Origin of the sequence: Apilactobacillus kunkeei DSM 12361 = ATCC 700308 (assembly GCF_001281265.1) — a bacterium.
Lineage (GTDB): Bacteria > Bacillota > Bacilli > Lactobacillales > Lactobacillaceae > Apilactobacillus > Apilactobacillus kunkeei.
In genome coordinates this window covers 257,508-278,396 of record NZ_JXDB01000007.1, presented here as the reverse complement: position 1 = coordinate 278,396, position 20,889 = coordinate 257,508, and the positions used below count along the sequence as shown (strand labels likewise).

Here is a 20,889-nt window from a genome sequence, read left to right as displayed (position 1 = left end):
TGTGAAGAATGTTGTTTCATAGTACAATTAAAATAATATTTATATGAAAGTGTGGATTATCATTATGAATGTTGGAATTGACAAGATGAGTTTTTACTCATCAGATATGTATTTAGATATGGTCGATCTAGCTAACGCTAGAAACGAGGACCCAAACAAGTATTTGATTGGAATTGGCCAAAAGAAACAAGCTGTAATTCCAAATACCCAAGATGTTGTCACAATGGCAGCAAATGCTTGTACCAAGATTATTGATGATGATAATCGTAAAAAAATTGATCTAATTATTTTTGGAACAGAAACCGGGGTAGATAACTCCAAATCTGCTGCCATTTACTTACAAAACATGTTAGGGTTAAACCGTCGAGCTCGTGCTTTTGAAATCAAGCAAGCTTGTTATGGTGCAACTGCTGGTCTTCAAATGGCCAAAGAATATGTGCAAAACCATCCTGAAAGACAAGCCTTAGTAATTGGTGCCGATATTGCTAGATACGGTATTAAGACACCTGGTGAAGTTACTCAAGGTGGGGGCGCCGTTGCCATGGTAATTTCTGCCAACCCTTTAATTGCTGAATTCGATGGCCCAAGCACATTCTATTCTGATGATGTAATGGACTTCTGGAGACCATTATACAGAACAGAAGCCGTTGTTGATGGTCATTATTCAAACGATGTTTACGTTGATTTCTTCAAGAAGACATGGGATGAATACAAGGAAATCACTGGGCAAACCATCGCCGATTTCAAAGCAATGACATTCCATTTACCTTATCCAAAGATGGGAATCAAGGCACTAAGATCAATCATTGATGAAGCCGATGAAGAACAACAAGCTAACTTGAAGAAAGAATTCGAACAGGGTCGTATTTACAACGAAAATGTTGGTAACCTATACACCGGTTCATTGTACCTAAACTTCCTATCATTAATTAATAACTCAGATGATTTACAATCTGGTGATCGTATTGCGTTATTCAGTTATGGTTCTGGTGCCCAGGGTGAATTTTTCCCAATGAAACTAAGGGATAACTTTAGAAATGATGAATTAGCTAAATCATTAGATGATGCTTTGAAGTCAAGAAAACAAGTTTCTGTTGAAGAATACGAAGAAATCTTTACTAACTGGATTCCAATCGCTGATGGTGATATCAAGTTGGATACTAGTAATGATAAGGCGGAATTTTTCCTTGAAGGGGTAAAAGACCACCAAAGAATTTATGGAAGAAAGTAGGAGACTGACATGAAATTATATTTAGCAGGACCATTTTTCGATGATGAACAAATTGACCGTATTCAAAGAATTGAAAAGGCATTGGATAACAATCCTTCAGTTTCAGAATACTTTAGCCCAAGAAACTCAAATGTAAACGACGGGGCAGAAATTGGCAGTAGCCAATGGTCTAAAGATGTTTTTCAACTTGATGTGGATGAAATAAAAAAAGCTGATGCCGTTATCGCGATTATCGACTTTGTAGACGACAATGTTGACAGCGGTACAGCTTTCGAAATTGGGTATGCTTATGCAATTGATAAACCAGTTGTTTTATTCCATGAAAAAGATGCGATTGTTAACTTAATGTTATCAAACGGATCAAAATCATATCTAACAAAGGTGTCCGATGTTGAAAAATTTGATTTCCAAGAAATGCCTGAATATCACTACGAAGGTGAAGTATTTTAAAAAATACTGTCACGGTATAATCCGACAACCTTACCAACGATTGATACGTGATCCAATATGATTGGAGCTAAGTTATCGTTTTCAGGCTGTAAGCGATAGTGACTGGATTCCTTGAAGAATCGTTTGCAAGTGACTTCGTTTTCATCAGTCATTGCAATAACGATATCACCATTTTCAGCAGTTGATTGCTTTTTAACGATGACTTTATCACCGTTTAAAATACCTATGTTGATCATACTTTCGCCTTGAATGACTAACATGAAAACATCATCTGAGTTTTCATATTGGTCGGGCATTGAGAAGTATTCTGATGTATCTTCAACCGCTAGGATTGGTTCACCAGCAGCAACGGTACCTAAAACAGGGATTTCACCAGGGTGAGTGTTAACACCAATTTTCTTAAGACCATCTTCGGTGATTTCAAGTGCTCTTGGTTTAGCAGGATTTTTAACGATAAAACCCTTCTTTTCAAGGCGACTTAAATGACCGTGGACGGTTGATGTGGATGAAAGATTAACGGCTTCACCTATTTCTCTTACTGTAGGAGGATAGCCTTGGCTATTGATTCTTTTCCAGATAAATTCTAAAATAGCTAATTGTTTAGAAGTCTTTTCTTCTTTTGAAAAAGTCACATAAATACCCCGTTTCTTGTAATATAATAGCTTTAATATAGCATAACGGGAAAATAAAAACAAATGTTCGCAAAGGAGATAATTAAATGTCAGAAGCAGAAGATCCAATTTTAAAGAAACTTATTCCACGTATTAACGAATTAGCACATAAAGCTAAGGAAGGTGGATTGACTAAGGAAGAAGAAGCTGAAAGAGCTGACCTTAGAAAACAATACCTAAAACGTTTTAAAGAAAACATGAGAAGCCAAATTGAAATGGTTCAAGTTTTCAATAAAGAAGGTAAAGAAGTTACACCAGAAAAGGTTAAGGAAGTTCAACGTAAAAAAGGTTTACGTGACGATTAAAACTTTTTTTGAATTTAATAATTAAGTTGTGTAAAATTAATATTAGTAACTAACGGGAGGAGGAAGAATTATGTCAACATTCTTATGGATTATCCTAATTCTTTTAGCTTTAATCGTAGGTTTGATCGGTGGATTCTTCATGGCACGTAAGTACATGGAAAAATATCTTAAAGATAATCCCCCAATTAACAAGGATCAATTAAGAGCAATGATGCTACAAATGGGTCAAAAACCTTCAGCTAAGAAGTTAAATCAAATGATGAACAGTATGAAGGCTAACGCCAAATAAATAAAAAAAGACTTAATTCAAAGATTAAGTCTTTTTTTATTGCTTATTTTTTTGATGAAGGATCAACGTACTTAAAGTCAGGATTAATTTCTTTATCTAATTTATCGAAAGCATCTTGCATTTGCTGTTCGACTGCTTTTTGACCTTCTTCGTTTAGCTTAATTGATTTGTCCAAGTAAATAGGGTCACCAAAGTTGATGACAGCTTTCTTACGTGAGAACAAACTCTTAAATGTAAGTGGACCTTGGTAAACAGCAGGAAGTAAAGGTGCTTTAGAAAGCTTGGCGATTAAAGTAGCGCCACCTTTTAGAGCCTGAGAATGTCTAGTTCCTGAAGGGAAAATGATTAGTGACTTATCAGTGTTTTGAAGAATCTTAACAGGTTCTTTAATTACTGATGGACCAGGATTTTCACGATCAACACTTAATACGTTTGCATGTCTTAATACGTATGCTAAAAGTGGGTTTTTGAATAGTTCCTTTTTAGCGATGAAAGCAAATTCTTTAGGACTTGCTGCTAGGGCAAAGTACAATGGGTCAAACCATGTACGGTGCGGTGCAACTAATATGTAATTGCCTTCCGGAATTCTTTGTTTATTTTCAAACTTAGGCATTCCATTAATTGGATATAAAATGATTCTACATAAGAACTTTAAAAAAGAATACATTAAATAAACTCCTCTCGTACTTTATTATTTAATAGTATTCTATTATTATTGATTTATGCAAGAAAAAAATAAGGTGGAATATTCAAGTGGACGATGTTTTAAAGGAAAACGAAAGAATAGATCAACTATATAGTAATGATATAAAGATAATTCAAAATCCCGAAGTGTTCTCATTCTCTTTGGATGCGGTGCTTTTAGCAGATTTTGCTAGATTGCCTAAGAAGAGTGCTTCAAAGACTGTCGATTTGTGTGCCGGCAATGGTGCAGTTGGATTATTTATGTCACATAAAACCAATGGAAATATTTACGAAATCGAACTACAGGACAAACTGGCTGACATGGCAAAACGCAGTGTTAGTCTAAATAGATTAGATGACAAGTTGACCGTGATAAATGATGACCTTGATAATACATTTGATTATGTGGAAAAAGATTCTGTTGACGTGATAACTTGTAACCCACCTTATTTCCCTGACTTAGAGGACAGTAAGAAAAATCCAAATCCATATTTAGCAATCGCTAGACATGAAATTACAACTAATCTAGATAAAATCCTAACCGTGTGTGAGGGACTCTTAAAGACAAACGCTAAAGCGTTCTTTGTTTACCGTCCTGATCGCATGCTAGAACTATTTGATGCCATGCAATCTCACAACGTAATGCCAAAAAGAATTCAATACATTTATCCACGTGAGGGAAAAGAGTCAAACATGATTCTAGTTGAAGGAATTAAAGCGGGAAAGAATGGTGGAACTAAGGTACTACCACCTATTTTTGTTTACAAAGATAATTCGAACGAATATACAGATTTTGTAAGGAAGATTTTATATGGATAATAATTTTTATATGTATGTTTTAAAGTGTGGAGATGGTTCGTTGTATGGTGGGTACACGACCGATTTGAAACATCGGTTAGAACAACATCAAAGTGGAAAAGGTGCCAAGTACACTAGGAATCATTTGCCAGTGGAAATGATATATTCAGAAAGTTTTGACAATAAACATGATGCTTTGAGTGCCGAGTATCATTTTAAGCATCAAAGTAGAGCCAAGAAGTTAGAATACCTAAATGAAAATGGGGTAAAGTTAGCTAAATACGGCCTAAATCTTTAAGACGCGATGTAAAGTGTTATAATTCTAACTGTAACGATGAATATTTGGAGGTTTTTGTATTGAAAATTATTGCTTATGGAATCAGAAATGATGAAATGCCATATTTAAAAGAATGGGAACAAAAAAATCCGGAAGTAGAAGTAAAGGTGGAAACCAAATTACTTGATTCATCAACTGTTGAAGAAGCTAATGGATTTGATGGTGTGGTTGCTTACCAACAAAAACCATACACTAAAGAAATTTTAGATAAATTAGGTAGTTTTAACATCAAGTACTTATCACTAAGAAACGTTGGGGTAGATAACGTTGATTCTGATGCTGCAAAAGCAAATGGAATTACCGTAACAAACGTTCCAGCATATTCTCCAAACGCAATTGCGGAACTAGCAATTACTGAAATTATGAGATTACTAAGAAATACAAAACGTTTTGAAGACAAGCAACGTTCAGGTGACTTAAGATGGGCACCTGAAATCGGTCAAGAATTAAATTCAAAGACTGTTGGTGTTTTCGGAACAGGTCGTATTGGTCACGTATTGGTTGATATCTGTCGTGGATTCGGCGCAAAAGTGATTGCATATGATCCATTTAGAAACCCTGAACTAGAAAAACAAGGTATCTACGTTGATACTCCAGACGATTTATACAAACAAGCTGATATCATTTCACTTCACGCACCAGCCGTTAAGGAAAATGAACACATGGTAAACGACAAGACTTTATCAGAAATGAAAGATGGTTCATACATTATTAACGCTGCTCGTGGTTCACTAATTGATACTGACGCGTTAATCAAGGCATTAGATTCAGGTAAACTAGCAGGTGCTGCTTTGGATACTTATGAATCAGAAGTAGGTGTCTTCAATGTTAACTTTGATAGTTTCGATGATATCTCAGATAATCTTCTAAAGAACCTAATGAGCAGAGACAATGTTTTGATTACTCCACACATTGCTTTCTACACTGAAACAGCGGTTAGAAACATGGTTACTCTATCATTGGATGCTAACAGAGACCTAATAAACACAGGTAAATCAGGTAAGATTGTTAAATTGTAATATTTAGCTTGATAAATATTGGAGTTTAATATACAATAATATTCGGTATTTATTACCAATTCACACCTGTCATGACAACTCAGATAGTGCTATCGATTGATAGTTTCTGAATTGATAGATTGACGGGGAGGAAAAAACTATTTTTGGAGGGCTATTAATATGGCTGTTATTTCTATGAAACAATTACTAGAAGCTGGTGTCCACTTCGGTCACCAAACTCGTCGTTGGAACCCTAAGATGAAGAAATACATCTTTACCCAACGTAACGGAATCTACATCATCGACTTACAAAAGACTGTTAAGATGATTGATTCAGCATACAACTTTATGAAGGATGAAGCTGCTAAGGGCGCTACTGTACTATTTGTTGGTACTAAGAAGCAAGCTCAAGACTCAATCCAAGAAGAAGCTGTACGTGCAGGTCAATTCTACGTTAACCACCGTTGGTTAGGTGGAACTTTAACTAACTGGGACACTATCCAAAGTCGTATCAAGTACCTAAAGGATCTTAAGAAGATGGCTGAAGATGGTACTTTCGAAAGACTACCTAAGAAGGAAGTTGCTCTTCTAAAGAAGAAGACTGACAAGCTTGAAAAATTCCTTGGTGGTATCGAAGACATGCCTAAGATTCCAGATGTTATGTTCATCGTTGACCCTCGTAAAGAACAAATTGCTGTTCACGAAGCTCACAAGTTAAACATTCCTATCGTTGCTATGGTTGATACTAACACTGACCCAGATGACGTTGATGTTATTATCCCATCAAACGATGACGCTATTCGTGCCGTTCGTCTAATTACTGCTAAGATGGCTGACGCTATCATTGAAGGTAACCAAGGTGAAGAAAATGTTAGCGAAAGCACATTCGAAGACACTAAAGATGAAAATGAAAGTGAAGACAAGTAATATTTTTTAAATATTGATTTTGTTTGAACACTTAGGCTGACTCATGTTTTTGGACCGATAAGGCCTGGGATGAGTCGGCCTTTTTTAATATAAAACTTAAGGAGGCCATAACAATGGCAAAGATTACTGCTGCTCAAGTAAAAGAATTACGTGAAAAGACAAGTGTAGGTATGATGGATGCTAAGAAAGCTTTAGTTGCTTCAGATGGTGACGAAAAGAAAGCTCTAGAATACTTACGTGAAAAGGGTATCGCAAAAGCTGAAAAGAAGAGTGACCGTGTTGCCGCTGCTGGTTTAACTCGTGTTGTTACTCACGGTAACGATGCTGCTATCGTTGAAGTTAACGCTGAAACTGACTTCGTTTCAGGTAACGATGACTTCAAGAACCTAATTGATTTAATCGCAGCTAAGATTGTTGAAGCTAAGCCAGCTGATGTTGAAGCTGCTTTAGCACTTGACGTTGATGGTGAAACTATTAACGACAAGATCATCAACACTACTCAAATTACTGGTGAAAAGATCACTCTACGTCGTTTCGTTGTTTTAACTAAGAACGATGACGAAAGCTTTGGTCACTACCTACACAACCAAGGTCTAATTGGTGCCTTAGTTCAAATCCAAGGTGTTGACGAAACTGTTGCTAAGCACGTTGCAATGCACATTGCTGCTACTAAGCCAGAATACCTAGACAGAAACGATGTTCCTCAAGACAGACTAGAAGCTGAAAGAGAAGAACTAAAGAAGGAAGCCCTACAAGAAGGCAAACCTGAAAACATCGTTGAAAAGATGGTTGAAGGTCGTCTAAACAAGTTCCTTTCTGAAATTAGTTTAGCTGACCAAGAATTCGTTATGGACTCAGACAAGACTGTTGCTGAATATGTTAAGGAAAACGGCGGTCAACTAAAAGCCTTTGTTCGTTACGAAGTCGGTGAAGGTATTGAAAAAGAAGAAACTAACTTTGCTGATGAAGTTAACTCACAAATCAAATAATTAATGAAAAAGGATGCGGATTCGTATCCTTTTTTTATACATATTTATAATTAAATAATTGCAGTTATAAACTGTTTTTAAATTTCATATTATGCTAAAATTAAATTAACGATCATGTAATGGAGGAAATTCGATGTCTGACTTAAAATATAAGCGTATTGTTTTAAAGCTAAGTGGTGAAGCACTTGCTGGTGATGAAGGTCACGGTATTAACCCACCTGTAATCAAAAAAATTGCGCAAGAAGTAAAAAATGTTTACGAACTAGGAATTCAAATTGCTATTGTTGTCGGTGGCGGTAACATGTGGCGTGGAGTATCTGGTTCAAAAATGGGCATGGAAAGAACACAAGCTGATTACATTGGAATGTTAGCAACTGTTATGAACGGTTTAGCATTACAAGAAAATTTAGAATCACTTGGTGTTCCAACAAGAGTTCAAACCTCAATCGAAATGAGACAAATTGCTGAACCATATATTCGTAGAAAGGCAGTTCGTCATCTTGAAAAGAATCGTGTCGTTATCTTCTCTGGTGGAACAGGTAACCCATTCTTCTCAACAGATACAACTGCTGCTTTACGTGCTGCGGAAGTACATGCAGATGCTATTTTAATGGCTAAAAACGGAGTTGATGGTATTTACTCAGCTGATCCTAACAAGGATCCAAATGCTGTTAAATTTGATGAATTAACTCAAATGGATATCATTAACAAGAACCTACAAGTAATGGATACTACAGCAAGTTCATTATCAATGGACAACGATATTCCATTAGTAGTGTTTAACTTAAATGAATCCGGCAACATTGAAAAAGTTGTTAAGGGTGAAAAAATCGGAACTACAGTTAAGGGGAAATAAAGTATGGCAACTCAAAATGAAATTTTAGATACAGCAAAAAACAAGATGCAAAAGTCAATTGCATCATTAAGACAAGAATTAGCAAGTATTAGAGCAGGTCGTGCTAACGCCAGTCTATTAAACGGTGTTACTGCTGAATACTATGGTGCACCAACACCATTAAATCAAATTGCTTCAATCACTGTTCCTGAAGCTAGAGTTATTATGGTTACTCCATATGACAAATCAGCTCTAGATGATATCGAAAAGGGAATCCTTGAAGCCGATATTGGTATTAACCCAGCTAACGATGGTGATAATATTCGTTTAGTTGTTCCACAACTAACTGAAGAACGTAGAAAAGAAATTTCTAAGAAGGTTAAGGCTGCCGGTGAACAAGGTAAAGTCGCTATTAGAAATGTTCGTCGTGAAGCTATGGACGCTGTAAAGAAGGGTAACAAGAACGATGACTTTACAGATGATGAAACTCACGCACTAGAAGACAAGGTTCAAAAGTTGACAGATTCACAAATTACAGATTTAGATGAAGTTATTGCTGCCAAAGAAAAGGAAGTACTAAACGGATAAACTAATAAAAGGGGATGTCACCATGCAAGAACAAGAAGTTACACCAGGTACAGAGGAATTCAATAAGATGGTTTTCAAACTATCTGAAAGTATGAACGATGATACCAAGCAAGCATTGTCTTACAATGGTAATCAACTTGAAGAAATTCAAGATGGAATCTATGTTATGCCGGTATATGTTACCGACGATTTCAACATCTTTTTTGTGGTTTCACAATTAATTGAAGATGATTGGATTGTTGCGTTTACTGAAGCAACAATTGAAAATGAAACTGAAATTACAGATTTAAGTGATCCAATTCCTACGGGTGAAGGATTAAATCTTTTAGGTGAACATAGTCCAAACGACGCTAACCAATTATTAAAATATTTCGAAACTTTAGTAGAAGCTAAACGTGGCGAATGGAGATTAATCCAATAAAATAACTTTACAAATGTGGGATGAGGATTGTTTCTCATCCTTTATTTGTATTAATAGGCGAGGTATATATGTTTAAGTTTAAGAAAAAAACTACCACAGAACTTGACTACAATAATATTCCCAAACATATTGCCATTATCATGGATGGAAATGGAAGATGGGCCCAACAAAGACATTTGCCAAGAATTGCTGGACATAAAAAGGGAATGAATGTGGTAAAGGACATTACAAAAGCAGCTAGTGATTTAGGTGTGAAGGCATTAACTTTGTACGCCTTTTCTACCGAAAACTGGAAACGTCCGGATCAAGAAGTTAACTACTTGATGGACTTGCCAGAGAAATTTTTCTCTACTTTTGTTCCTGATTTAGTAAAGAATAACGTTAAAGTTAACGTTATGGGATATGTAGATCAATTACCTGAATCTACACAAAAAGCTATCAATGATGCCATCGAGGATACCAAGAAATGCGATGGAATGATTTTGAACTTTGCTTTAAACTATGGAAGCCAAGACGAAATCGTTACTGCAGTTCAAAAGATTGCTCAAAAGGTATCTGATGGTAGTTTAAACGTCGACGACATTAATAAGGACGTCGTTAGTGATAATCTAATGACTTCTTCACTTGGTGAATTTTCTAACCCAGATTTATTAATTAGAACAAGTGGGGAAGAAAGATTATCTAACTTCTTATTATGGCAAGTTGCATACAGTGAGTTTGTATTTGACGACACTAAGTGGCCTGACTACACTAAAGAAGATTTAATGAATTGTATTGCTAGGTTCCAAGGACGTCATCGTCGTTTTGGGGGATTAAAAAACAAGTAACATTAGGAGATTATTATGAAAACAAGAGTATTAACGGCAATTATTGCCTTATTATTATTTGTGCCAATAGTTTTATTGGGTGGCATTTTTATTCAAATTGGAGCAATTGCTTTAGGAATTGTTGCGATGTCTGAAGTACTAATTATGAAGAAAAAGTTAGTAATTTCACCAGAAGCAATTCTATCATTTATTGGTGTAACATTATTAATTGCACCAAGTAACTGGTTCAATGATCTACCATCATTTCTATCAGTTAACTTTTTATTCTACTTAGTAGTAATGCTATTGATGTTAAGAAATGTTGTTACTAAGAACATTTTTTCATTTGATGATGCCGGTGTAATTACAATAGCAATGTTATATATTGGAATGGGCTTCCATTACTTTATTGCAGCTAGACATGTTGGAATCGCAGTATTGTTCTACGCGTTATTTATCGTTTGGTTAACCGACTCAGGTGCATATATTTTCGGTAAGCAATTTGGTAAACACAAACTAGCTCCACATGTAAGTCCTAATAAGACATGGGAAGGATCGATTTGTGGATCATTATTAGCAACTATCATTGCTACTGCATGGATGTACTACTTCTCTGTTGGTCATACATCACTACTTGTTGCTGTTATCGTAACTCTTGTATTATCAATTGCTGGTCAATTTGGTGATTTAGTTGAATCAGCTCTTAAGAGATACTACCAAGTTAAAGATTCTGGAAAAATTTTACCAGGACATGGTGGAATTTTAGATAGATTTGATAGTTTACTATTTGTTTTGCCACTTCTTCACCTATTTGGCATTATTTAGATGTAAAGGAGTGATTTAATTGATTATCACAATACTAGCTTTCGTTATTGTTTTTGGAATTTTAGTGTTTGTTCATGAATTTGGACACTTTATCGTTGCCAAAAAATCAGGAATAATGGTTAGAGAATTTTCTATTGGAATGGGTCCGAAGATTTTCTTTTATCGTCACAATCAAACCACGTATACAATTCGTATTCTTCCTCTAGGTGGATATGTTCGAATGGCTGGGATTGCCGATAACGATTCACAGGAACTAGATCCTGGTACTCCAGTTACACTTAAATTTAATGAACAAAATGAAGTTATTTTAATTAATACCAGTCAAAAGCAAAAGACTTTAGATGGGCTACCTCTTGAAGTTTCCAATGTTGATCTTGAACACGAGTTATTTATCGAAGGTTACCAAGATAACAATGAAGAGGTTAAGCGATTTAAAGTAAATCATGATGCGCTAATGGTTGAGCACGACGGAACAAAGGTACAAATTGCACCCGAAGATGTTCAATTCCAAAATGCACCAGTATTCAAAAAATTATTAACCAACGCGGCTGGAATTGTGAATAACGTGATTTTAGCAATTGTTGCGTTTACAATTTTGACATTCATGCAAGGTGGGGTAGCTTCAAATCAAAATACAGTTACTCTAATTCAGGGACATTCTGTTGCAAGGAATGCCGGAATTAAGAATGGTGACAGAATTATTCAAGTCGATAATCAAAAGACCAACAATTGGAACGAATTAAGTTCAGCAATTCAAGCTAGACCGAATCAAAAGTTAACCTTACTCGTTAAACGAGATGGTCAAGTTAAAGTAATTAAATTAATCACTGAATCGCAAAAGAATAATGGAAAAAAATATGGTTTAATTGGAATTGGCAATACGGTCGATTCTAGTTTTACAACCAAGCTATTATCTGGTTTCACCAGAACTTGGAACATGACTAAGCAACTTGTGTCAGAATTGGCTTACATGGTATCTGGTCACTTTAGTTTAAATGACTTAGGTGGTCCGGTTGCAATCTATGCTTCCACATCACAAGCTACTAAATTAGGACTACAAGGAGTAGTTTACTTTATCGCATTCTTATCAATTAACTTGGCGATTATGAATTTAATTCCAATTCCGGTCCTAGATGGTGGTAAAATATTAATGAACATAGTTGAGGCCGTTAGAAGAAAACCAACTTCTGAAAAAGTGGAAACAATTGTTACCCTTATTGGTTTTGCATTCTTAGTTGTATTAATGCTACTAGTAACAATTAACGACATTCAAAGATACTTTATCCATTAAGAACATATTTAAGGAGATTTTTATGAAGCAATCAAAAATGTTAATCCCAACGCTAAAAGAAGCGCCAAAAGGTGCTGAAGCTCTTAGTCATAAGTTAATGTTAAGAGCTGGATACATTAAGCAAATTTCAGCAGGGATGTACGCATACTTGCCTTTGGCATACAAAGTAATTTCAAAAATTGAAAACATTATTCGTAAGGAAATGGATGAAATTGACGCGAATGAAACTCTAATGCCGGCAGTATTACCTGCAGAGCTTTGGGAAAAATCAGGAAGATTACAAACTTACGGTCCATCTTTATTTAAGCTAAAGAATAGACATGATACTGACTTCATTCTAGGACCAACTCACGAAGAAACTTACACAGAAATCATTCGTGACTCAGTTAAGTCATATAAAAAACTTCCTTTAGTGTTATACCAAATTCAACCAAAATATAGAGATGAAGAACGTCCAAGAAACGGTTTGCTACGTGGACGTGAATTTATCATGAAAGATGGTTACTCATTCTCAATTGATGATGCTGACCTAGATCGTATCTACAACCAAATGGAAGATGCTTACCGTAAGATTTTTGACGAAGTTGGTTTAGATTACCGTACTATCATTGGTGATGGTGGTGCCATGGGTGGTTCAGATTCAATTGAATTCTCTGCACCAGCTGCTGTTGGTGAAGATACCATCGTTTACTCAGACGATAGCGAATATGCTGCTAACCTTGAAATGGCTAAGAGCATGTACGTTCCTGAAAAGTCTAACGAAACTCAAAAAGACTTAGAAAAGATTAGTACTCCAAACGTAAAATCAATCGAAGATGACGTGGAACTATTAGACACAGATGCTTCAAACGTTATCAAGAGTGTTTTATTCATTGCTGACGAAAAACCAGTGATGGTTCTAGTTAGAGGTGATCACGAAGTTAACGACGTTAAGGTTAAGGGTCAACTTGGTGCTTCATTCTTTGACTTGGCAAATGATGAACAAATCAAAGAATTTACAAACACATCAAGAGGATACGTTGGTCCATTTAACCTAGATGAATCTGTAACTGTATTAGCAGATAACTACGTTAAAGATATGACTAATGCATTTGCTGGTGCCAACGAAGATGGTTACCACTTTGCTAACGTTAGCCCAGAACGTGACTTTGAAAATGTTACTTACGGTGACTTTAGAGAAGTTGAAGAAGGCGAAATCTCACCAGACGGTTCTGGTGTATTGAAGTTCACTCGTGGTATTGAAATTGCTCATATCTTCAAGCTAGGAACTAGATACTCAAAGGACTTAGATGCAAACGTCTTGGATGAAAATGGTCGTCAAAAACCAGTTGTAATGGGTTGTTACGGTATCGGTATTAGTAGATTGCTAACTGCTATTGCTGAACAACAAGCTGATGACAATGGTTTAATTTGGCCTAAGTCAATTTCACCATTCGACATTCACTTGATTCCTGTTAACACAAAAGATGAAACTCAAGTTAGTGTTGCTGATGGTATTGAAAAAGAACTTAAGGATGAAGGCTTTGATGTTTTAACTGATGACAGAAAAGAAAGAGCCGGAGTTAAGTTTGCAGATTCAGATCTAATTGGATTACCAATCAGAGTTACTGTTGGTAAGAAGGCTAGTGAAGGAATCGTAGAAATTAAGATTAGAAAAACTGGCGAAACTGTTGAAGTTAAGCAAGAAGAAGTTGTTAACACTGTAAAAATCTTACTTAAAGATTTGAAATAAAAAGGGTCAGTTGAAGAGACTGACCTTTTTTAGCTGACTTAGGATGGAGGTATTAGATTGTCTAACCAAGAAGAATTATTTACAAAATTATTGAATCAATTACAGTTAACAGACCAAATTGATTCCGATAATTTTAAAGGCGGCCAGATTGAGAAGATTGATATCCACAAACGTTCCAAAATTTGGGAATTCCACCTTACACTTCCACAAATTTTAGATTACGAAGTCTTCTTGGATTTTTATAGTCGTATGCAAGCGACTTTTGATGAAATCGCTACTACTAAAATTAATATCAAAACAAACGACAATCAATTTGATAACAAGCAATTAGGCAATTACTGGGAATGGATTGTTAAACATGCTGATATCACTGATGCTATTAAAAATGAACTATTAAGACGTGATGCACCAAAGATAGTTGATCATAAAATTGAACTTAGTGCTGATAACGAAATTGTTAAGAACTTTCTTGTGGATAAAGCAGTTAGTCCAATTGAAGATTTGTACGAACGTTTAGGTTTTCCACACTTTACTATCTCCGTTTTTGTTGATGAAACTGCTTCTCAAGAAAAAATCAAAGATTTTAAAGCTGAAAAGGAAAAGAAGGATGCTGAGCTAGCCCAAAAGGCGATGCAAGCAATCCAAGAATCATTTGCAAAACGTCAAAAGAACTCAAAGAATGCGGTTCCAAAGGGTAAAGTACAAATCGGTAAGAAAATTAAGGATGATCTAGAAGTTACTAAACTAGTTGATATTGTTCAAGAAGAAAAATTAGTGATTGTAAATGGTCACATCTTTAGTAAGGAAATTCGTTCACTTAGATCAGGTCGTCAATTGATGATTTTAAAAATTACTGATTATTCATCATCAATCGAAGTTAAGAAGTTCTCTAACAACGAAAACGATGAAGCTAACTTTGCCGCATTGCAAGAAGGCGACTGGATTAAGGTCCGTGGTGGTATCCAAGAAGATAACTACAGTCACGAATTAACATTGAATGCCTATGACATTAATCCACTACACCATGAAGGTCGTCATGATGATGCAGAAGAAAAACGTGTTGAACTACATCTACACACCAAGATGAGTCAAATGGATGCAACTAACAGCATTGAAGAATACGTGGCTAGAGCTAAAGAATGGGGTCACCCGGCATTAGCGATTACCGACCACGCTGCTGTTCAAGGTTTCCCATTTGCCTATACCGCTGCACAAAAGAATGACATTAAGATGCTATACGGTGTTGAAGCAAACGTTGTAGACGATGGCGTGCCAATTACATTTAACGAAGATGACCGTGATTTAGCAGATGCTACTTACGTTGTTTTCGATATTGAAACAACTGGTCTTTCTGCAATTTACGATAAGGTAATCGAAGTTTCTGCCGTTAGAATGCAGCACAATAATGTTTTAGACCAATTTGAAGAATTTATTGATCCCGGTTTCCACTTATCAGACTTTACAACTGAACTTACTTCTATTACTGATGATATGGTTAGAGGATCTAAGTCCGAAGAAGAAGTCTTTAAGTTATTTAGAGAATTCTGTAGCGACTCCATTGTTGTAGGGCACAACGTTACTTTTGACGTTGGCTTTATGAATGTGGGTTACCAAAGATATGGGATGGAAGAAATCCAAAACCCAATCATTGATACATTGCCATTGGCTCGTTTCTTATATCCAAACTATAAGAGCTATCGGTTAAACACATTGGCTAAGAAGTTTGACGTTGCTTTGGAACACCATCACCGTGCCGTATATGATGCCGAAACAACAGGCCATTTGAATTACTTGTTCATAAAGGATGCCGAAGAACGTTACAACATTACCAAGGTAAATCAACTAAATGAACACATGTCCGATAACGACGCATACAAGCATGCGCGTCCATTCCATGCCATCTTGATGGCTCAAACACAAGCTGGATTAAAGAACATGTTCAAGTTGGTATCATTATCAAATGTTGAATACTTCTACAGAGTGCCAAGAATTCCAAGAAGTGTGCTTGAAAAGTACCGTGAAGGAATTCTAGTTGGTTCTGCTTGTGCAAACGGTGAAGTATTCACCACAATGCTACAAAAGGGTAAAGAAGAAGCCGAGAAGAAAGCTGAATTCTATGACTATCTAGAAGTACAACCAAGCGCGGCTTATCAACCAATGATTGATTCGGAATTAATTCATGGAAAGAAGCACTTACAAGAATTAGTACAAAACATGGTTGATATGGGTCATGAAATGGATAAACCAGTTGTTGCAACTGGGGATGTTCACTATATGGATCCACAAGACTATATTTACCGTAAGATTTTGATTCATTCACAAGGTGGGGCCAACCCATTAAATAGACAAGAATTACCTAAGGTGCCATTCTTAACAACAGACGAAATGTTGAGTGATTTTGAATACTTAGGTGAAGATGTCAGCAAGGAAATCGTTGTTTATAATACCCAAAAGATTGCCAACATGGTTGATGATGGAATTCATCCGGTCTTAGATCGATTATACACACCGCACATGAAGGGTGCCGAAGATGAAATCAGAAACTCAACAATGGATATGGCCCATAAACTTTACGGAGATCCACTACCTGAATTAATTCAGGCCCGTTTGGACCGTGAGTTGAAGAGTATTATCGGTAACGGATTCTCAGTTATTTACTTAATCGCAAAGCGACTTGTAGCAAAGAGTAATAAGGATGGATATCTGGTAGGTTCCCGTGGTTCCGTTGGTTCCAGTTTGGTAGCCACAATGGCGGGGATTACTGAAGTTAATCCATTACCACCACACTATCGTTGTCCAAACTGTAAATACTCTAAGTTCTTCACTAAGGGTGAATATGGTTCAGGATACGATTTACCGCATGAAAACTGTCCAGAATGCGGAACATTAATGATTGGTGACGGTCATAATATCCCGTTCGAAACATTCCTTGGATTTAGTGGTAACAAGGTTCCAGATATCGATTTGAACTTCTCTGGTGATTATCAACCAATCGCACATAACTACCTAAAGGTATTGTTTGGTGAAAATAATGTATACCGTGCTGGAACTATCGGTACTGTTGCCGATAAGACAGCTTATGGATACGTGAAGGCATACGAAAGAGATACCCAACAAACTATTCGTTCTGCCGAAATTGATCGTTTATCAAAGGGTGATACTGGTGTAAAGAGAACAACTGGACAACATCCGGCCGGAATTATTATCGTTCCAGACGATATGGATATCTTTGATTTCACACCAATCCAATATCCAGCTGATGATCAAAACGCAGCTTGGGAAACTACCCACTTTGATTTCCATTCTATCCATGACAACATCTTGAAGATGGATGTGCTGGGACATGATGACCCAACCATGATCAGAATGCTTCAAGATTTATCAGGGATTGATCCTCAATCAATTCCAATGGATGACCCTGGAGTTATGGGACTATTCTCTGGTACAGATACCATCGGTGTTACCCAGGACCAAATCCAATCAAAAACAGGGACTTTGGGAATTCCAGAATTTGGAACCAAGTTCGTTAGAGGGATGCTTGAACAAACTAATCCAAATAATTTCTCACAATTACTACAAATTTCAGGTCTATCCCATGGTACCGACGTTTGGTTAGGAAACGCCGACGAATTAATCAAGGAAGGTAAAGCAACCATCGCCAACGTTATTGGTTGTCGTGATAACATCATGACCGACTTGATTAACTGGGGACTAGATTCAGAAACATCATTCCAAATCATGGAATATGTTCGTAAGGGTCGTGGAATTAAAGACGAATGGCAAAAGAAAATGCATGAAGCCAATATTCCACAGTGGTACATTGATTCATGTCTTAAGATTAAGTACATGTTCCCACGTGCCCATGCGGCAGCCTACGTTTTAATGGCGTTACGTGTGGCTTACTTTAAGGTGTACTTCCCATTGGTATACTACTGTGCATACTTCTCAGTTAGAGCCGATGACTTTGATATTGTTTCAATGTGTCATGGTAAGGAAGCTGTTAAGGCCAAAATGAAAGAAATTAACGATCTTGGAAACGATGCATCTGCAAAGGATAAGAACCTACTAACTGTTCTTGAATTAGCCAACGAAATGATTGAAAGAGGTTTCGAATTCGAAATGGTTGATTTAAACCGTTCTGATGCCGAACAATGGTTAATTGATGGTAACAAGTTAATTGCACCATTTAGAGCCATTCCTGGTCTTGGGTTAAACGTTGCTAAACAAATTGTTGCAGCTCGTGAAGATAAAGAATTTATCTCTAAAGAAGACCTATCCAAACGTGGAAAGGTTTCTAAGAAGTTAATTGAATTTATGACAGAAAACCATATTATCGATAACTTACCTGATGAAAACCAATTAAGTTTATTTGATATGATGTAGTATGTATTGAACAATCTCAGATAGTATGGTATGATACATTATGATTTATATCTGAGAGAAAGGAGTGAGCAGAAATGCTCGCTCTTTTTATTGGATTTTTTTAGGAGGCGTATCATTGAGCGAAGTTACAGAAGTGGTAAAAGAAGTAGTAACTCCAATTCTAGATAGTCATGACTTTTATTTATATGACATCGAATTTGTAAAAGAAAGCAAGAATTGGTATTTAAGGGTTTATGTTGATAAGGACGGCGGTATCAATATTGAAGACTGTGCGTTAGTATCTGACGAACTAAGTGAAAAATTAGATTCAATGGATCCGGATCCAATTCCACAAGCTTACTTTCTAGAAGTCTCATCTCCAGGAGCTGAAAGACCTCTAAAGAAACCAGAAGATTATGAAAAAGCTGTTAATGAATACATTCATGTTTCATTGTATGCACCAATTAACGGTGAAAAAGTCTATGAAGGGACTTTAAAAGAATTAAGCGAAGATGAATTAGTTTTGACTGTTAATTTAAAAGGTCGAATTAAGGATCTAACAATACCAAGAAAATCAATTGCCAAAGCAAGATTAGCAATTAAATTTTAGCTAAGGGAGACAATCAAAAATGAGTAAAGAACTTTTAGGTGCACTAGATGCCCTAGAAAACGACAAAGGGATTTCTAAAGAAACTGTTATTGATGCTTTAGAAGCTGCATTAACTTCAGCATACAAGAGAAACTACAACCAAGCACAAAACGTTGAAGTTGCTTTTGACGACAAGAAGGGTAACATCAATGTTTACGCTGTTAAGACTGTTGTTGAAGATGTAGTTGATCCAAGACTAGAATGCAGTCTATCAGATGCATTACAATTAAACCGTGGTTACGAATTAGGTGACGAAATTAAGTTTGAAGTTACTCCTAAGAACTTTGGTAGAATCGCTGCTCAAACTGCTAAGCAAGTTATCATGCAAAGAGTGAGAGAAGCTGAAAGAACAATTGTTTACAACAAGTACAGCAAATACCAAGACGAACTAATCACTGGTGAAATTGAACGCCAAGACGATCGTTTTGTATATGTTGATTTAGGTAAGGTTGAAGCAGTTATGCCTAAGAACGACCAAATGCCAAATGAAACATACAGACCACAAGACAGAATCAAGGTTTACGTTAACCGTGTTGAAGATGCTACTAAGGGTCCTCAAATCTTCGTTAGTCGTACCGCTCCTGGTTTATTAAAACGACTATTTGAAGAAGAAGTTCCTGAAATTTATGACGGAACTGTTGAAGTCGTATCAATCGCTAGAGAAGCAGGAGACCGTGCTAAGGTAGCCGTTAGATCTAACAACGATGATATCGACCCAGTTGGTACAACTGTTGGACCAAGAGGTCAACGTGTTCAAACTATCGTTAACGAACTAGGTGGCGAAAACATGGACATCGTTCAATGGACTGAAGATCCTGCTGAATTCATTGCCAATTCATTAAACCCATCAGAAGTAGTTGATGTTATCTTTGATGAAGAAAATGAACGTGCATGTACAGTTATCGTACCTGACTACCAACTATCATTAGCAATTGGTAAGCGTGGACAAAACGCACGTCTAGCCGCTAAGTTGACTGGTTACAAGATTGATATCAAGTCTGAATCAGAAGCTGATGGTCTGACTGAAGACGTCCAAGAAGATAGTGACGACGCAATCGATAACGAATAATAACAAGTTTAAGGAGTGTTAATTCAATGAGAACAAGAAAAATTCCAATGAGAAAAGATATTGTTACTGGTGAAATGGCTCCCAAGAAAGATTTAGTTAGAATCGTTAAGGACAAGGAAAATAACGTTACTATCGATGAAACTGGAAAAAAATCAGGTAGAGGGGCATACGTTTCAATTGACGTAAAAGTCGCACAAAAAGCCAAGGATGAAAAGAAACTAAACGAAGTATTTTCAGTTGACTTAAGTGATGAATTTTACGATGATTTAATTGCTTACGTAGACCACAAACAAGCCAGAAAAGAACTTTTCGAAAATGACAAATAAAGAACAAATATTAAACTTTATTGGTTTAGCAAAGCGAGCCGGAAAGATAACTACTGGTGAGGACATATTGCTCAACGCAATCAAGAAGAATAAAATTAAATTTCTGATTATCGCTACTGACTCTGGAAAAGCCAGCTTGAAGAAATTTACAGATAAGGCAAATTCATATAACATTCCTACAAATCAAATGTTTACTAAAGTAGAGATAAGTGATGCAATTGGGATGCCGCGGACCATTATTGGGATCGCAGACAATGGATTTGCCAAACGTTTGAAAGAAATGACAAATTAATTGTAAAGGAACGT

The 20,889-nt window shown here is 36.3% G+C and carries 23 protein-coding genes; 21 read left to right on the top strand and 2 right to left on the bottom strand.

Annotated features, from left to right (window positions below; all coding sequences use genetic code 11):
• Positions 1–64 precede the first annotated feature (64 nt).
• Both RZ79_RS04190 and RZ79_RS04185 read left to right on the top strand, forming a co-directional pair.
• On the top strand, positions 65–1,231 hold the full coding sequence (locus RZ79_RS04190; protein ID WP_054450169.1) for a hydroxymethylglutaryl-CoA synthase: 1,167 nt from the start codon (positions 65–67) through the stop codon (positions 1,229–1,231).
• Positions 1,232–1,240: 9 nt separating this feature from the next.
• Positions 1,241–1,681, top strand: coding sequence for a nucleoside 2-deoxyribosyltransferase (locus tag RZ79_RS04185; RefSeq protein WP_053795537.1), 441 nt, complete (start codon positions 1,241–1,243; stop codon positions 1,679–1,681).
• On the opposite strand, the gene lexA is transcribed toward RZ79_RS04185, so the two are convergent.
• Positions 1,678–2,313, bottom strand: coding sequence for a transcriptional repressor LexA (gene lexA, locus RZ79_RS04180; protein WP_054450167.1), 636 nt, complete (start codon positions 2,311–2,313; stop codon positions 1,678–1,680). The genes RZ79_RS04185 and lexA overlap by 4 nt on opposite strands.
• Positions 2,314–2,399: 86 nt before the next feature.
• Between lexA and RZ79_RS04175 the strand changes: the two genes are divergently transcribed.
• Both RZ79_RS04175 and RZ79_RS04170 read left to right on the top strand, forming a co-directional pair.
• Positions 2,400–2,657, top strand: coding sequence for a DUF896 domain-containing protein (locus RZ79_RS04175; RefSeq protein WP_054450165.1), 258 nt, complete (start codon positions 2,400–2,402; stop codon positions 2,655–2,657).
• 70 nt (positions 2,658–2,727) lie between these two features.
• On the top strand, positions 2,728–2,946 hold the full coding sequence (locus tag RZ79_RS04170) for a YneF family protein (RefSeq protein ID WP_034531707.1): 219 nt from the start codon (positions 2,728–2,730) through the stop codon (positions 2,944–2,946).
• Between the two features lie 43 nt (positions 2,947–2,989).
• Here RZ79_RS04170 and RZ79_RS04165 read toward each other — a convergent pair whose 3' ends face one another.
• Positions 2,990–3,613, bottom strand: coding sequence for a lysophospholipid acyltransferase family protein (locus tag RZ79_RS04165; RefSeq protein ID WP_054450163.1), 624 nt, complete (start codon positions 3,611–3,613; stop codon positions 2,990–2,992).
• A gap of 86 nt (positions 3,614–3,699) precedes the next feature.
• On the opposite strand from RZ79_RS04165, the gene RZ79_RS04160 reads away from it, so the two are divergent.
• The 17 genes from RZ79_RS04160 to RZ79_RS04080 all read left to right on the top strand — a co-directional run bounded on the left by RZ79_RS04160 (position 3,700) and on the right by RZ79_RS04080 (position 20,875).
• Positions 3,700–4,449, top strand: a complete 750-nt coding sequence (locus tag RZ79_RS04160; RefSeq protein WP_054450161.1) for a tRNA1(Val) (adenine(37)-N6)-methyltransferase — start codon at positions 3,700–3,702, stop codon at positions 4,447–4,449.
• Positions 4,442–4,726 carry a GIY-YIG nuclease family protein gene (locus RZ79_RS04155; protein WP_053795533.1) on the top strand — a complete coding sequence of 95 codons (285 nt, stop codon included), beginning with the start codon at positions 4,442–4,444 and terminating at the stop codon, positions 4,724–4,726. Before RZ79_RS04160 ends, RZ79_RS04155 begins: the two co-directional genes overlap by 8 nt.
• Positions 4,727–4,785: 59 nt before the next feature.
• The gene (locus tag RZ79_RS04150; RefSeq protein ID WP_054450159.1) at positions 4,786–5,784 is read left to right on the top strand and encodes a D-2-hydroxyacid dehydrogenase; all 999 of its coding nucleotides are present in this window, start codon (positions 4,786–4,788) and stop codon (positions 5,782–5,784) included.
• Between the two features lie 159 nt (positions 5,785–5,943).
• A complete protein-coding gene (rpsB, locus tag RZ79_RS04145; protein ID WP_034531696.1) occupies positions 5,944–6,690 on the top strand; it encodes a 30S ribosomal protein S2 in 747 nt (248 codons plus the stop codon).
• Positions 6,691–6,803: 113 nt separating this feature from the next.
• Positions 6,804–7,679: a translation elongation factor Ts gene (gene tsf, locus RZ79_RS04140; protein ID WP_054450157.1), complete on the top strand. Its 876-nt coding sequence runs from the start codon at positions 6,804–6,806 to the stop codon at positions 7,677–7,679.
• 133 nt (positions 7,680–7,812) lie between these two features.
• Complete coding sequence (gene pyrH / locus RZ79_RS04135; RefSeq protein ID WP_034531692.1) at positions 7,813–8,535, top strand: UMP kinase; 723 nt, start codon at positions 7,813–7,815, stop codon at positions 8,533–8,535.
• 3 nt (positions 8,536–8,538) lie between these two features.
• Positions 8,539–9,102, top strand: coding sequence for a ribosome recycling factor (gene frr, locus RZ79_RS04130; protein ID WP_054450156.1), 564 nt, complete (start codon positions 8,539–8,541; stop codon positions 9,100–9,102).
• 22 nt (positions 9,103–9,124) lie between these two features.
• Positions 9,125–9,523 (top strand): hypothetical protein, encoded by a 399-nt coding sequence (locus tag RZ79_RS04125; protein ID WP_034531688.1) that lies wholly within the window; start codon positions 9,125–9,127, stop codon positions 9,521–9,523.
• Positions 9,524–9,591: 68 nt separating this feature from the next.
• Positions 9,592–10,350 carry an isoprenyl transferase gene (locus tag RZ79_RS04120; RefSeq protein WP_054450155.1) on the top strand — a complete coding sequence of 253 codons (759 nt, stop codon included), beginning with the start codon at positions 9,592–9,594 and terminating at the stop codon, positions 10,348–10,350.
• Between the two features lie 15 nt (positions 10,351–10,365).
• The gene (locus RZ79_RS04115) at positions 10,366–11,154 is read left to right on the top strand and encodes a phosphatidate cytidylyltransferase (protein ID WP_054450153.1); all 789 of its coding nucleotides are present in this window, start codon (positions 10,366–10,368) and stop codon (positions 11,152–11,154) included.
• 19 nt (positions 11,155–11,173) lie between these two features.
• Positions 11,174–12,445 carry an RIP metalloprotease RseP gene (rseP, locus tag RZ79_RS04110; RefSeq protein WP_054450151.1) on the top strand — a complete coding sequence of 424 codons (1,272 nt, stop codon included), beginning with the start codon at positions 11,174–11,176 and terminating at the stop codon, positions 12,443–12,445.
• Positions 12,446–12,467: 22 nt separating this feature from the next.
• Complete coding sequence (locus RZ79_RS04105) at positions 12,468–14,177, top strand: proline--tRNA ligase (RefSeq protein WP_054450150.1); 1,710 nt, start codon at positions 12,468–12,470, stop codon at positions 14,175–14,177.
• 57 nt (positions 14,178–14,234) lie between these two features.
• Entirely contained in the window at positions 14,235–18,560 is a 4,326-nt protein-coding gene (locus RZ79_RS04100; protein WP_054450148.1) for a PolC-type DNA polymerase III, read from the top strand.
• 115 nt (positions 18,561–18,675) lie between these two features.
• Positions 18,676–19,149, top strand: a complete 474-nt coding sequence (gene rimP, locus RZ79_RS04095; protein ID WP_034531677.1) for a ribosome maturation factor RimP — start codon at positions 18,676–18,678, stop codon at positions 19,147–19,149.
• Between the two features lie 19 nt (positions 19,150–19,168).
• On the top strand, positions 19,169–20,257 hold the full coding sequence (gene nusA / locus RZ79_RS04090) for a transcription termination factor NusA (protein WP_053795523.1): 1,089 nt from the start codon (positions 19,169–19,171) through the stop codon (positions 20,255–20,257).
• A 26-nt stretch (positions 20,258–20,283) separates the two neighbouring features.
• Positions 20,284–20,583, top strand: a complete 300-nt coding sequence (gene rnpM, locus RZ79_RS04085) for an RNase P modulator RnpM (RefSeq protein WP_034531674.1) — start codon at positions 20,284–20,286, stop codon at positions 20,581–20,583.
• A complete protein-coding gene (locus RZ79_RS04080) occupies positions 20,573–20,875 on the top strand; it encodes a L7Ae/L30e/S12e/Gadd45 family ribosomal protein (protein WP_034531672.1) in 303 nt (100 codons plus the stop codon). Before rnpM ends, RZ79_RS04080 begins: the two co-directional genes overlap by 11 nt.
• Positions 20,876–20,889: the final 14 nt, after the last annotated feature.